Below are 14,151 nucleotides of genomic sequence, written 5' to 3'. Positions count from 1 at the left end.
CGAGCGTCCAAGCGTCTCGTCCGCGTGCCCGTCTTTACACGCTGGGCCTGTGCCCGCGCCTATTGCACTCATTTCCCTGTACGAGAGAAAAGCAATGCTGGTTTTACTTTCTCCGGCCAAAAAGCTGGATTACGACTCGTCTGTACGCACCACACTTTATACAGAGCCCCTGTTTGTAAAACAGGCGTCCGAGTTGATCAAGGTATTAAAGAAAAAATCTGCTGAAGATATTGCCGGGTTGATGAAGCTGAGCGATGCCTTGGCACAGTTAAATGTCGAGCGCTATGCTGAATGGAAGCCGCGCTTTACCCAGGCCGATTCCCGACAGGCCTTGTTGGCCTTTAACGGGGACGTGTATGAGGGGCTGGATGCGCCCAGCCTGTCTGATGCGAAACTGAAATGGGCACAGGAGCACGTGGCTATGCTCAGCGGGCTTTATGGCGTGTTGCGCCCTCTTGACCTTATGCGCCCGTATCGTCTCGAAATGGGTACCCGGCTCGAAACGGGCTCGGGTACGAATCTTTACCAGTTTTGGGGCAGCAAAATTGCTGACTACCTTAATGAAAGGCTGGCCGAAACACCCGATGGCAAGAAAGGCAAGGGTGTGGTGGTAAATCTGGCCTCAGAAGAGTATTTCAAGGCGGTTGACCTTAAGACACTTAATGCACGGGTCGTGCAGTGTGTATTTCAGGACTATAAAAACGACGCATGGAAGATTATTAGCTTTCATGCCAAACGCGCCCGCGGCCTGATGGCCCGATTTATTATCGAGCACAAACTTACCAAGCCTGAGAAACTGGCCGATTTCAACGTCGAGGGCTATGCCTTCGCGCAAGAGGTATCGACGCCGGACAGGCTGGTTTTCAGGCGTCGTCAGGCGTGACTCAAGCCTTGCATGTCTTTGCGTATGAGGCTGGCGGCTTTTACCATCTGGCGTAACGGGTAAGCTAGGGTAGCCAGGTCGCCCGCCGTTTCTATCGAGGCGGGTGGGTCGGCTTCCTGGTCGTCCAGATAACGCGTAACGGCGACCATTGAGTTTTCAATGCCAGGCGGTACGGCGTCCAGGCTTGCCAACACCGGGATGGCAGCCGTAATCTGCGACGCCAGTATGTGGTTCTGGATTAGCAGGTTGTTTAGTTGCGGCACGTGTTTCTGGCGTTTTACGGGTTCGTCCATCATGCGGTAAAAGGCCGACGCGTAATTGCTGAAGGCAATGTGCATGTTTTTGCGGGCGAGGCGCCAGCGCAGTTCAGCTTCGTGCTGCTCAGCATCCAGTGTGGGGTCAGTGCTGCCGTCAGCGTTTGATGAGGCACCTGCACGGGCAAGCTGTTGCGCACGGGTTAGCGTGGCGTAGTGCAGGCCCGTACTCAGGTATTCTTGATTAGCTCGTTTCAGCGCGTTTGCCAGTGAGCCCATGAAGCTGTGCTCCCACCAGGGCAGCACATAGCTGCAAAGCAGCGCAATAATGCAGCCCAGCACGGTGTCTATGAGGCGTTCGCCAATAACAAAACTGCCACCAGGCGCCAAAAAGTGAAAGACCAGCAACACAAACAAGGTGTTAAAGATAGCTGCCAGCATGTAATTAACCTGTACCAGGCTGTAGCCCATGATGGATGCCATGATCAGTACGATCAGATAAACATCATTGCTGCTGGTCAGGTTAAATACCACCAGTGCGACACCGCAGCCTATCAGCGTACCAAATAAACGCCAGCCATTACGCTGGCGTGTGAGAGCGAAGCCGGGCTTCATGATCACTATAATTGTCAGAATAATCCAGTAGCTGTGTCCGCTGTAGTCTGAGCCCAGCCCTTCCTCCGGAATGACGACAACAATAAAGCGCGCGACCACCATGGCCAGGGCGATGGCCAGTGCGATGCGCATGGCATACCGGCAGTGTGAGGAGTCAAGCCGCAGATTGCTGGTGATCATGCCCAAGCGCCATTTGCTGCGGGTAAGAAACCGGTTCAAAGATTGTTCAAGTCGTCTGTCGACCAGCTCGACGCTGTTGTCTTCGCGCAAATGCCCGCCCATACGATCAACCAGGCGTGTGGCGTTGCGCAGGCGACGCAGTATCTGCACCAGTAAGGCATAAACCTCGGGGTTGTCTTGCGTCATACCGTTTTTTCGGTAGGTTTCGATTTCGTATTCAATGGCGCGTAACTCAGCCTTGACGCTGTGACGTTCTTTGGCATGGCGGCCGCGGGCAATGTTAAAGGCCACGTCGGAGACATTGCGCGACAGTTTGAGCAGTGCATCGCGGCCGAATACCAGTACATCGCTTTCGGGCAGTGTGCGTCGCAGCGTAGCGTAATCGGTATGGGTGGCTACCAGCGTATCGAGCAGGGCAACCATGTCGATGAATATATTAAGCGCCTTGGCACGCAGGCGGTCTGCTTTGCCGCTTCCGTGTGGTAGCTCGCGCAAGACGGTATCGCGCGCCGCCTGTTGCTTTTCCGTCATGAGGGCTTGCGCGTGGATAAGCCGGCGGTAGCTGGTTTCGAGGTCTATATTTACATCATAAAACTGCGCCCGGGCCGCCATGTAATCGGCGGTGGCGAACATGGCCACTGATAGCGCTTGTTGTTCTTCGCGGTGCCACATTAGCCTGTGAATGATGAAGCTGTACACAAAGTAGAAAACGCCACCAAAAAACGAATACGCCGTGTGCTGCAATACATCGTGCGAAGTAAGTGGCTGACGCAGGGTAAGTGTCATGATCAGCAGGCAGGCAAAGCCCAGCAGGCCGCCCTGTTTGCCGAACACGGTTAGCATTGAAAAGATAAAGACCATGGCTGGCACGGCGACCCAGACCAGCAGGCTATGGCCGACAACAAGCCCGGTAACCAGTGCAGTCAGCGAGCCCATCAATATGGCGGCAAGCATGCCGTTTGTGCCGTAACGCCGTGGCCCGCCAGGTTGGTCGATGACCGCCACACACGCCGCGCCTATCGAGGCAATAAAGCCGATGGCGTACATGTGAAAGATGCCCGCCAGCACCAGTGCGGGCAACAGCACGCCAACAGACTGGCGCATGCCCCCGAAAAAATAATGGCTGTAGAAAAAGCGTTGTAGTGCTTGAAGGCGAGAGTACATGCAGAAACCGCATCAGGGCGAAGATTGAAAGTATAGAGCGTAGCCCGTGTTGCCGTTTAGCGTATTATTTGAAAAAACCGAACGAGTGTTCTATGATTGGTCAGGGAGGAGAGAAATGGACGAAATGTTCAGCCTGAGCGGGAAGGTGGCGCTGGTCACGGGGGCCGCTGGTGGCCTGGGAGCACACATCTCAAAAACCTTGGGGGGTGCGGGGGCGCGGCTGGTACTCGCCGGAAGGCGTATCCAGCCACTCGAGCATCTGGTCGCAGAGCTTGCTGCGCTAGGCATAGAGGCGTGCGCAGTGTCCGTGGATGTTACCGATGATGCTTCCATCGCTGCAGGTCTTGATAAAGCCGAAAGCAGGTTTGGCCGGGTCGACCTTGCGGTCTGCAATGCAGGCAATGCCATTACCAAGAAGTCTTTGTCGCTAAGTGCGCAAGAGTGGGACCAGGTCATTGACGTAAATCTTAAAGGCTGCTGGCTGGTCGCCAACAAGGTTGCGCAACGACTGGTTGCTGCCGACCGGCCAGGTGTCGTGCTAATGGTTTCTTCCATACTGGGCCATAGAGTGGCTGGCGGGGTGTTGCCTTATGCCGTGTCCAAAGCAGGTCTGGAGCAGATGACTAAAGCGCTTGCGCTTGAATGGGCCCGGCACGGTATTCGTGTGAACGCACTGGCGCCTGGCTATATCGAAACTGATCTCAATCGAGAGTTTTTTGCATCGGATGCAGGGCAGGCCATGATCGGACGCATACCCCAGCGCCGGCTGGGCCAACCTGCCGATCTCGACGGTGCCTTGCTGTTGCTGGCTTCCGATGCTTCGCGTTACATGACGGGCACATCGATAGTGGTCGATGGCGGTCATCTGCACTCATCACTTTAATAAAAGGTTTATACATGGGTTTACACATGGATTTCAGCTTGTCGCCGCGCGTTGAAGAAAAGCGCGCGCGTATTCGCAGCTTTGTTGATGAGCGACTTATTCCGCTGGAAAGTGATGCAGCCTCTTATGATGAGCATGAAAACATCTCATTGCCCTTGTTGCACCGTATGCGGGGTGAAGCCAAAGAACAAGGGCTCTGGTCGCTGCAGATGCCGGTTGAACGAGGTGGCCAGGGCTTGAGCATGGCCGAGATGGCGGCTTGTTACGAGGAGATGAACCGCTCTATTTTTGGTCCCGTCGTGTTCAACTCATGTGCGCCCGATGACGGCAATATGATGGTCTTGAACAAAGTGGCGACCGAAGCCCAGAAAGAACGCTGGCTGCAGCCTATTATTGACGGCGATGTACGCTCGTCGTTTGTGATGACAGAGCCCGCTCCCGGTTCTGGTTCAGACCCCTCCATGATGCTGACAACTGCCAAGCGCCAGGGTGACCATTGGGTGGTCAACGGGTTCAAGCACTTTATTACCGGTGCGGCCGAGGCCTCGCACTTTATTCTGATCGCCAAAACTTCTGATGACCCGCGCAAAGGTCTGACAGCATTTCTGTTTCACAAAGATGATCCGGGCTGGGAAATCGTGCGACGCATTCCCATCATGGGGCCCGAAGAGCACGGTGGCCACTGCGAACTGCGCTTTACCAATATGCGCATTCCTGATGAGAACCGTCTGATGGAAGTGGGCGATGGCCTGAAGCTGACGCAGATTCGGCTGGGGCCAGCAAGGTTGACGCATTGCATGCGCTGGCTGGGGCTGTCGAAGCGCTCGCTCGAAATCGCGACCGAGTATGTAACGCATCGCGAGTCATTCGGACAAAAGCTGGCCCAGCGAGAAGGGGTGCAATGGATGCTTGGTGAGGCAGCCATGGCCATACAAGTTGGGCGCCTGCTGACCATGCATGCCGCATGGATGCTGGACACTGGTGACTTTGCCCGCAAAGAAGTGTCTATGGCCAAAGTGGCGGTGGCTGACACCTTACACAAGTCTGTAGATACAGCGATTCAGCTTTGTGGAGCCAAGGGTTACTCGCGCGACACCGTGCTCGAATGGATTTATCGCTATGCGCGGCAGGCCAGGCTTGTAGACGGGGCGTCCGAGGTCCACAAGATGGTGCTTTCGCGCAATTTGCTGAAAGAGGGTATTGATTTCTGGCGTTGGGGCTGACGCTGGCGCTGCGCGTAAGTAAGGGGTAAATCAGAACATTACCAGGCCGTGGCAGATGGCTGGCGCAGCAGCATGTGTCAGCTGTCAAAGAAAGCGCTTGCGGCAGCAAGGAGACAGTATGTCCGATGAAAGCGTTTGTGAAGCGCTCAGACACTACATACAACGACAGACTGGTGCTAGCCAGGTTTCTGTAAACGCGTTTTCAACGCTTTCGGGGGGCGCCATCCAGAACAATTACGCATTCGCTGTCGACTGTGTTGGTGGCGAGTATCCGGGCTTTCTGGATCTGGTGGTGCGCAGCGATGCCGAGTCGCAGGTTGATGTCAGTTTAAGCCGTGAACAAGAGTTTTGCGTGCTTCAGTGTGCGTGGCAGGCGGGCGTAACCGTACCAGAGCCGCTTTGGTTGTGTGTCGACTCTTCCGTTATTGGAGCCCCTTTCTGTGTCATGAGAAGGGTGGGGGGTACTGCCTCAGGCCGACAGTTGGTGCGTGGCATGTTGTCAGAATCTCAGGCGACAGCGCTGACGCAGCAATTGGCACATGAGTTGGCGCGGCTGCATGCAGTGCAGCCTCCTGACGAACGCCTGGGGTTTCTGCCCATTCCAAAAAAAGCCCCCGCGCTGCAACGGGTGGAGGATTACCGGGCGGCCCTTGATCACATCGATGAACCCCATCCTGTTCTTGAGTGGGCGCTCAACTGGCTGGAAGACAACGCGCCTCCTGGTGGCGAGCTGGTGCTGTGCCACGGTGACTTTCGCACCGGTAACTACATGGTGGACGAGGGCCGACTTTCTGGGGTGCTCGACTGGGAGTTCGCATCCTGGAGTGATCCGCTGGAAGACCTTGGCTGGTTGTGTGCAAAGAGCTGGCGCTTTGGCCAGAATGGCCGCGAAGTGGGCGGCATAGGCCATAAGAGCGATCTGTTCTCGGCATACACCCAAGCCAGTGGTCGCGGGGTTGATGCTCGACAGGTGTTGTATTGGGAGGCCATGGGCCTTACGCGCTGGGCAGTTATTGCCTTGCAGCAGACGCAGCGTCATATTTCGGGCGAAGAGTCTTCGCTTGAGCTTGCCCTGACGGGTCGCATGGTGCCTGAAATGGAGTATGACTTGCTATCCCATATTGAGCGTATGGAGGGCTTTGAAGATGTCCAGAGTTAATTGTTTTGATGTGAGCAGGGTTGGTGGCACGCACTATTTTATGTGCGACATAGCTTGTTCTAACCACGCCGTACGCCTTGTGAAAACCCGGTGTGGAGCAACGCCCGGCTTACGGCAAACAGGAGGCTTGCGTGAATAGACCCGCTGGAGATGAGTTGCTGTCTGTGGCGCGTCGCGCGTTACTGGATGAGTTGCTTCCCTTATTGCCCGAAGACAAAACCTATGATGTACTGATGATAGCGAATGCCATGGCGATTGCCGCGCGTGAGCTGGCTGCAAGCCAGGTTGCGGGCGGCCAGGGTGGTGGCCGGATAGCGGGTTTTCTGCACACTGAAAAGGTGCAGGGCACGCAGCCTACAGAGGCCGGGTTGGCCGCCTTGATTCGCCGACGTGGCATTGACACGTCGCGCCATTCGTCGCTGCGCGCGCTATTGCTTTCGCTCACACAAGAAAAGCTGGCGTTAAGTAATCCAAAATATCTTCGCCAAGAGGCTGACTGAACATGGTCAACAAGTATCAGCAGGGCCTGGACAAAAACCCGGCAAATTACTCCAGCCTGACCCCGCTTTCGTTTTTGCAGCGGTCGGCGCATGTGTTCCCAGAAAAAACCGCCATTATCGATGACGATATGTCGTTGACCTACCAGCAGGTCTATGATCGCTGCCGTGCCATGGCCTCGGTGCTCGACAGCATGGGCATCAAGACGGGCGATACGGTTTCCGTCTTGTGCTTTAACACCCACGAACTGCTTGAAAGCCATTACTTTGTTGCCATGACGGGCGCTGTGCTCAATGCCCTAAATACTCGACTCGATGTGGCAACGTTAAGGTTTATTCTGGATCATGGCGAATCACGAGTGCTGTTCTACGACACTGAATTCGAGTTGCTGGTGCAACAGGCTCTTGTCGATATGGTTGCACCGCCGCTGTTGGTGGCTGTGGCCCGAGAAGCCGGTGCATCGAAAGGGCTGGCGCGCTTTAGCTATGAGCAAATGATCAAAATGGGCGAACCTGATTTTGATTGGCAAAAGCCGGCCGACGAGTGGGATGCTATTTCGCTCAATTACACGTCGGGTACCACGGGCAACCCCAAGGGGGTGGTTTACCATCACCGCGGCGCTTATTTGGCGGCCATGAGCAATGCCATGGCCCTCAATATGACGGCAGATTCTGTGTATCTGTGGACCTTGCCCATGTTTCACTGCAATGGCTGGGCTTACACATGGGCGGTCACAGCCATAGGTGGAACCCATGTCTGTCTGCCCAAAGTACAGACTGATGAGGTGCTGGGGCGCATACAACGCAACCTGGTTACCCATATGTGCGGCGCGCCCATTGTGCTTAATATGCTGGTTAATGACTTTTACAAAGCCGGCATCAAGCTGGATCGCCCCGTGCAGTTTGCCGTTGGCGGGGCTGCCCCACCCAGTTCAGTTATTGGCAAAGGCCAGCAGGTTGGGTTTGATATCACACACCTTTATGGGCTGACCGAGTCGTACGGCCCATCTACAGTGTGTGTCGTGCAAGACCAATGGAAAGCCCTGGATGTCGATGCGCTGGCTCGAAAAATGGCCAGGCAGGGCGTGGGGCTTTATGCCATTGACGAGGTGGCCGTTGAAGGCACCGAGCCGGGCACGCTGGCGCCTGCAGACGGTAAGACCATGGGCGAGATGCTGATGCGTGGCAACACGCTGATGAAGGGGTATCTTAAAAACGAGAAGGCTACCCAAGAAGCCTTTGCACATGGCTGGTTTCGTACCGGAGATCTCGCCGTCATGCACCCCGACGGCTATGCCGAGGTTAAAGACCGAGCCAAGGACATTATTATTTCAGGGGGCGAAAACATTTCCAGCCAGGAAGTCGAAGATGTTTTGTATCGACACCCGCTCGTGCTCGAGGCGGCCGTTGTCGCCATGGCTGATGAAAAATGGGGCGAAACCCCCTGTGCCTTCATTGCGCTGAAAGACCCGTTAAACATACCTGACGAACAAGAGTTCATCGTCTTTTGCAAAGCCAATATGGCTTCGTACAAGGCGCCACGCAAATTTGTATTCGGCGAATTGCCGAAAACGTCTACCGGCAAGATCCGCAAAAACATTCTGCGTGATCAGTTGACCGGAGGAGGTTAACGCACATAAATACTGATGAGGTTTGAAGGAGACAGCAGCAACATAATTATGACGCGTCAAAAGTCGCGCCACAAAACCAAGGGAGACAGCATATGTGCAAGTTTCTTACTAATCGGGTTATCACAACCCTCGCATTGGCCGGCGTTCTGTCGGTGCCTGGAGCATTGCCTGCCGCGCATGCCGCAGAGCAACCCGTGCGTATCGGTGCTATTTACATTATGTCGGGCAGTGCCGCTTCGTATGGCAAGTTTGCGGAGCAGGGCATACAGCTCGCCATGGATGAAATCAATGGCGCTGGCGGTGTAATGGGGCGTCAGCTGGCGCTTACGCTCGAAGACGGGCAAGGTAAGGCAGCCGTGGCCATACAAGCTGCACGCAAACTGGTGTATCAGGATAAGGTCGATGTCTTGATGGGGCTGGACAGCTCGGGCGTCGCGCAGGGTCTGGTGCCTGTGCTGCCAGAGCTTGGCAAGCCTTTTATCATCACGCACGCCGCAACGCCTGATGTTACGGGCAAACTGTGCAATGCGTTTACGTATCGTGTCAGCGTCAATGTAAACCAGAACATGGGTGGGGCTGCTGCGATTGCGGCAAAATCAGGCGCCAAAAAATGGACGACGATTGGCCCTGATTACGCGTTTGGTCATCAGTCCTGGGAGTTTTTCGGTAAATATCTTAAAGAGAAAAAACCTGACGTTGAGCTGTCGACATCGCCTTCATTTCCACGGTTTGGTGCTGAAGACTTCACGCCTTTTATCAATAGCGTCATGGAAAGCAAGCCGGACGGCGTTCTGATTTCACTATGGGGCGGTGATCTGGTCAACTTTGTGCGCCAGGCCAATGACCGTGGTTTTTTCAAGCAGGGCATGACTGTGCTGATGTCGGTGGGGGCGGCAACAGAGGTACTGACCGCGCTGGGCGAGCAAATGCCTGAAGGTGTGTGGCTGGGTACACGGTACTGGTACGACTCACATGACACAGAGGCCAACAAGAAATTTGTTTCGGCATACAAGCAGAAGTACAACAGCCCACCTAGCTACAACGCCGAAGGTGCCTATGTGGCCATCTATGCGATCAAGCAGGCCATCGAAAAAGCAGGGTCTACAGATGGCAAGGCCGTGGCCAAGGCGCTCTCAGGGATGGTTCTCGATACTCCTGCCGGTAAGGTCACGCTGCGCGTTGGTGACAATCAGGCCTTGATCGGGCCAACGTGGGGTTTGACAGCGGCCATGAATACCGCAGATAAAGTTCGCTCCCTGACCGATGTGGAAAATTTTGATGGCGAGAAGGTAACGCCGCCGGTGGATCCGGCCTGCAAGTTGTAGGCATACGCTTCATTGTGAATGCCAACGCCTGTGCGTAAGCCTATGTGCTGCGCGCAGGCGTGAGCCAACTTCTTTTCGGAGGCACCATGGGTAGTCTCGGCACCGCTTTGCTGAATAGTCTTGATATTGGTCTTTTGCTTTTTGTCATTGCCGTTGGTCTGAGCATCGTCTTCGGCGTACTGAACGTCATCAATTTTGCGCATGGTGCGCTCTATATGCTGGGTGCTTATCTGGCGTATACCTGTATTGCAGGCCTGGGCATGCCCTTCTGGCTCACCTTGCTGGTAGCACCGCTGTGTGTGGCTGCGCTTGCCGTGGTTATTGACCGTTTGATGCTGCGCTTCATCTATCAGCGAGAGGTAACCGACAGCCTGCTGCTTACGTTTGCGTTGATGTTGATACTTAACGAATCTGTACGACTTATCTGGGGCACAGGTATTCACATTATTGACCCGCCTGATTTGCTCAAGGGTACGCTGGCACTGCCAGGCGGGGTCACATATCCCATCTATAGTCTGTTTGTTATCAGTGTTGGGCTAGTTTCTGTGTGTGGCCTCTGGCTGCTGTTCAACAAAACCCGAATCGGCAAAATCATGCGGGCAGCAGCCCTTGACCGCGAGATGGCACAAGTGTTGTGCATCAACACCCGTCTGGTCATTACCGGTGTGTTTGCGTTCGGAGCCTGGCTGGCGGCAGTCGGCGGCGTGGTGGCGGCACCCATGCGTGCCATTGACCCCGGCATGGGCGACAAAATCATTATCGAGAGTTTTATCGTGGTGGTTATTGGTGGGCTGGGCAGCTTCCCGGGTGCTTTACTTGGCGCCGTAGTGCTCGGGCTTATTCATGGACTGGGCGGGCGCTTCTTTCCGGAGGTGAACCTGGTGCTGCCATTTTTGGGCATGGCGGTTGTGTTGCTGCTAAAGCCCCAGGGCTTGATGGGCAAGGGAGCATCGTCATGAGGCAGCCACTGACCATAGCGATATCAATCATTATTTTGGCGATGTTGGTGGCAGTCCCGTGGGTTGCTCCGTATTTCTATATTTTCATTGCCACTGAAATTCTCATTCTTGGCCTGTTTGCGGCCAGTTTTAATCTGGTTTTTGGCTATACCGGCATGCTCAGCTTTGGCCATGCTGCGTTTTTTGGCGTAGGTGCTTATGCCACGGCGATGCTGCTGCAATCGCTGCAGTGGCCTCTGCTGGCGTGTCTGGCTGTGTCAGTCGGTGCGGGTGGGCTGTTGGCACTGGTGATCGGGTTTCTGAGTGTGCGCCTTGATCAGGTGTATTTCGCCATGCTAACGCTTGCCTTTGGCATGATGGTGTTTGCCGTGGTGCATCAGTGGCGCTCTGTTACCAACGGCAGCGACGGCATTGCGGGCTTTGCGGTGACGTCGTTTGGCCTTGGCCTGAACCTCACGCTGGGAGATCCAGCGGTGTATTACCTGGTGGTGCTATGTATTGTGGTGCTGGCGTCCGCACTGCTGTATTTGATATGTCGTTCTTCGTTTGGCCTGATTTTGCGCGCCATACGCCAAAACCCCGAGCGTGTGGCTTTTTGCGGTCTCAATGTTCGCTCGTATCGTCTTGCCGCTTTCACCGTGGCAGGCGCCTTTGCCGGCCTGGCGGGCGGGCTGATGGCACCGTTTCTGCGTATCGCCAGCCCTGAGCTTGTGCATTGGTCAATGTCGGCCGAGCCTGTGCTTATGACAATTTTGGGCGGTAGCGGTTATTTTCTGGGGCCATTTTTTGGAGCGGGTATGTTTGTGCTGCTTGAAACCTGGATCACCAGCATGACGCATGCATGGATGCTGGTACTGGGTATTGTGCTTGCATTGATGGTGATGTTCTTCAGGCGCGGTGTGCTTGGAACCATGCTGGACTGGTGGACGGAGCGCAAATGACAGAGCCAATACTGAAAATAGAAGGGCTGGGCAAGCGATTTGGGGGTGTGGCGGCGGTGTCGGACATTTCGCTCGAGGTGTTTCCGCGCGAAACGCTGGCCATTATTGGCCCAAATGGTGCTGGCAAGACGACGTTTTACAACCTGCTCTCCGGCCGCATGGTGCCGACGGCGGGGCGTATCTGGTTTGAGGGTAAAGACATAACTGGGCTTGCACCTCACCGCATCAGCCGTCTGGGCGTATCGCGGTCGTTTCAGATCAACAATATTTTTGAAGAAATGACGGTTCGCGAAAACATCGAAGTGGCATTGACTGCCTACCATGGTGACAGCCGTCGATGGGCCAGGCTAGCCTCGCGCAACACGCCCATACAGAAAGAAGCTGACGGCCTGCTTGCGCGTCTGTCGCTGGCCGACCTGGCAGGCCAGCGTGCGGGCATTATTAGTTACGGTGACAAGCGGTTGGTTGAAATCGCCATGGTGCTGGCAACGCGGCCCCATCTCGTGCTGCTGGACGAGCCTACTGCAGGCATGACGCCTGAGGAAACGCTGCGTGTTACGGCGCTGGTGCGGTCGCTGGCGCAGACGGGCGACTATACGTTTCTGATTACCGAGCACGACATGCGCGTGGTATTTGATCTTGCCGACCGTATTCTCGTTATGCATCGTGGCAAAAAACTGGTGCTGGGCACTCCTGCCGAAGTGCGCGCCCACCCTGAAGTGCGCAAGGCATACTTGGGCGATACCGAAGAGGAGCTTGTGACATGATGCTCGAGGTCGACAACATCCATACGTATTATGGTGAGAGCCACGCATTGCAGGGCGTGTCGTTACGCCTCGAAGAGGGTGAAACAGTATGCCTTCTGGGTCGCAACGGGGCAGGCAAGAGCACAACACTGCGCAGCATTATTGGGCTGACGCCGCCACGTTCAGGGCGCGTGGTTTTTGCTGGTAAAGAGGTGGCTGGCCAACCGGCCTACCGTATCGCCCGACTGGGCATGGGGCTGGTGCCTGAAGACCGGCGTATTTTTCCGGGGCTGACTGTGCGTGAAAACCTCGAGGTTGCACAGTACAGCCGCCCTGGGGCACCGCGACACTGGACTGTAGAGCGAATTTTCGACCAATACTCCATGCTGGCTGAGCTGGCCAACCAGGATGGCGCAACGCTGTCAGGCGGGCAGCAGCAAATGCTTGCCGTGGCGCGTTCGTTAATGAGTGAACCTCGGCTGTTGTTGCTGGATGAGCCTAATGAAGGTCTGGCGCCGGTGATTGTGCAGCAGATTGGCGAACTGATCGACGAACTGGCGAAAACAACCACGATATTGTTTACCGAGCAAAGTGTGCGGTTTGCCTTACGCCATGCACGTCGGGCCTATATTCTGGAAAAGGGCAAAGTGGTGCATGAGGCTGACAGCCAGACGCTGGCTGAAGACAAGGAGACGCAGCATCGTTATTTGTCGGTGTAGAACGTCGTACACTTTCGCGATCCACACTAACGGGAAGCGTATTGATGGTTGGTGATTTCGAGTCGTTCAAGGCTGATCTTAGCCTTTCCAAAGCCGAAATTTGTCGCGAGCTTTATCGCGAAAATAGAGAGCTTGTACGCATAAAAAAAGAACATGTTGCCGTACGAAACCTGGTGCGCATTATCGACTCGACGCTCACACTCACCAACTTGAAAGGCTTTCATGCCATGTCGCTGCGTGATTTAAGCGCCGATTCCGGGCTGAGCATAGGCGGGCTGTATGCGTACATTCGCAATAAAGAAGATCTCATCTACCTCATTCAGCATCATGGCTTTATGCTCACCCGCCGCACATTGCACTCGTGCACGCAGGGCATTGATGACCCGCGTGAGAAACTGCTCGCGGCGGTCAGGGCGCATGTCTACCTTAGCGAGCTGCTGCAGCCCTGGTTTTATTTTTCCTTCATGGAAACCAAAAGCCTGCCGGAAAAGCAGAAGAAGGAAGCGATTGCCATTGAGCTGGAGGTCGAAGATTTTCTGCGCACCATTATTGATGAGGGTGTGACGGGCAAGGTGTTTCGTGAGGTCAATGCCCAGCTGCTGGCCTCAGTGTGCAAGGCCATGATGCAAGACTGGTATCTAAAGCGGCGCAAATACCGCAATCAGCAGGTAGACGCGACGGGTTATGCCGACTTTATTGGGTCTGTGCTGGCGCGTTATTTGTGGGCGTGATCACTACCCGCGTCCACTCTCGTCCACATACGATTTGCATGGCCTGTTGCAACGCGGTAAAGTGTGGGCTTAGTCCGTTCGCTCATCCTGAACGGGCAACCAAAGGCACTGTTGCCCGGGCTACCCGCCCGGTTTTTTGCGCCTCTAATAACTTGCTGCCGGCCGCGCCACAAGCGTGTGATGCCACAGCTTCCGTTTCTACCTCCCGCGTTCAAATGAACGCTCGTGCTGTGTTTCGATG

Annotated in this window: 13 protein-coding genes; 12 read left to right on the top strand and 1 reads right to left on the bottom strand. The window is 55.1% G+C overall.

Annotated features, from left to right (window positions below; translation table 11 throughout):
* The first annotated feature begins 94 nt into the window (after positions 1-94).
* Positions 95-883, top strand: coding sequence for a peroxide stress protein YaaA (gene yaaA / locus FQ179_RS16335; protein ID WP_149398397.1), 789 nt, complete (start codon positions 95-97; stop codon positions 881-883).
* Here the strand turns inward: yaaA and FQ179_RS16330 are convergent.
* Entirely contained in the window at positions 874-3,096 is a 2,223-nt protein-coding gene (locus FQ179_RS16330; protein ID WP_149398396.1) for an FUSC family membrane protein, read from the bottom strand. The two genes, yaaA and FQ179_RS16330, sit on opposite strands and share 10 nt — an antisense overlap.
* Positions 3,097-3,211: 115 nt before the next feature.
* Here FQ179_RS16330 and FQ179_RS16325 point away from each other — a divergent pair, with 115 nt between their 5' ends.
* From FQ179_RS16325 to FQ179_RS16275, 11 genes are all read left to right on the top strand, one after another.
* A complete protein-coding gene (locus tag FQ179_RS16325) occupies positions 3,212-3,979 on the top strand; it encodes an SDR family NAD(P)-dependent oxidoreductase (RefSeq protein ID WP_149398395.1) in 768 nt (255 codons plus the stop codon).
* Between the two features lie 26 nt (positions 3,980-4,005).
* A complete protein-coding gene (locus FQ179_RS16320; protein ID WP_149398394.1) occupies positions 4,006-5,202 on the top strand; it encodes an acyl-CoA dehydrogenase family protein in 1,197 nt (398 codons plus the stop codon).
* A 118-nt stretch (positions 5,203-5,320) separates the two neighbouring features.
* Positions 5,321-6,361, top strand: a complete 1,041-nt coding sequence (locus FQ179_RS16315) for a phosphotransferase family protein (protein ID WP_149398393.1) — start codon at positions 5,321-5,323, stop codon at positions 6,359-6,361.
* A 131-nt stretch (positions 6,362-6,492) separates the two neighbouring features.
* Positions 6,493-6,861, top strand: coding sequence for a DUF6285 domain-containing protein (locus tag FQ179_RS16310; RefSeq protein WP_149398392.1), 369 nt, complete (start codon positions 6,493-6,495; stop codon positions 6,859-6,861).
* 2 nt (positions 6,862-6,863) lie between these two features.
* Positions 6,864-8,489 (top strand): AMP-binding protein, encoded by a 1,626-nt coding sequence (locus tag FQ179_RS16305; RefSeq protein ID WP_149398391.1) that lies wholly within the window; start codon positions 6,864-6,866, stop codon positions 8,487-8,489.
* Positions 8,490-8,581: 92 nt separating this feature from the next.
* The gene (locus tag FQ179_RS16300) at positions 8,582-9,814 is read left to right on the top strand and encodes an ABC transporter substrate-binding protein (RefSeq protein WP_149398390.1); all 1,233 of its coding nucleotides are present in this window, start codon (positions 8,582-8,584) and stop codon (positions 9,812-9,814) included.
* A gap of 86 nt (positions 9,815-9,900) precedes the next feature.
* Positions 9,901-10,773 carry a branched-chain amino acid ABC transporter permease gene (locus tag FQ179_RS16295; protein ID WP_149398389.1) on the top strand — a complete coding sequence of 291 codons (873 nt, stop codon included), beginning with the start codon at positions 9,901-9,903 and terminating at the stop codon, positions 10,771-10,773.
* On the top strand, positions 10,770-11,714 hold the full coding sequence (locus FQ179_RS16290; protein ID WP_149398388.1) for a branched-chain amino acid ABC transporter permease: 945 nt from the start codon (positions 10,770-10,772) through the stop codon (positions 11,712-11,714). The genes FQ179_RS16295 and FQ179_RS16290 overlap by 4 nt, the downstream gene beginning before the upstream one ends.
* On the top strand, positions 11,711-12,481 hold the full coding sequence (locus FQ179_RS16285; protein WP_149398387.1) for an ABC transporter ATP-binding protein: 771 nt from the start codon (positions 11,711-11,713) through the stop codon (positions 12,479-12,481). Before FQ179_RS16290 ends, FQ179_RS16285 begins: the two co-directional genes overlap by 4 nt.
* Positions 12,478-13,179: an ABC transporter ATP-binding protein gene (locus tag FQ179_RS16280; protein WP_149398386.1), complete on the top strand. Its 702-nt coding sequence runs from the start codon at positions 12,478-12,480 to the stop codon at positions 13,177-13,179. The genes FQ179_RS16285 and FQ179_RS16280 overlap by 4 nt, the downstream gene beginning before the upstream one ends.
* A gap of 44 nt (positions 13,180-13,223) precedes the next feature.
* A complete protein-coding gene (locus FQ179_RS16275; RefSeq protein ID WP_149398385.1) occupies positions 13,224-13,910 on the top strand; it encodes a TetR/AcrR family transcriptional regulator in 687 nt (228 codons plus the stop codon).
* Positions 13,911-14,151 lie beyond the last annotated feature (241 nt).

Source organism: Pusillimonas sp. ANT_WB101, assembly GCF_008369125.1.
In the GTDB taxonomy this organism is placed as follows: Bacteria; Pseudomonadota; Gammaproteobacteria; order Burkholderiales; family Burkholderiaceae_B; genus Allopusillimonas.
Note: the sequence above shows the minus strand (reverse complement) of the source record. Positions and strands in the feature narration are given on the sequence as shown.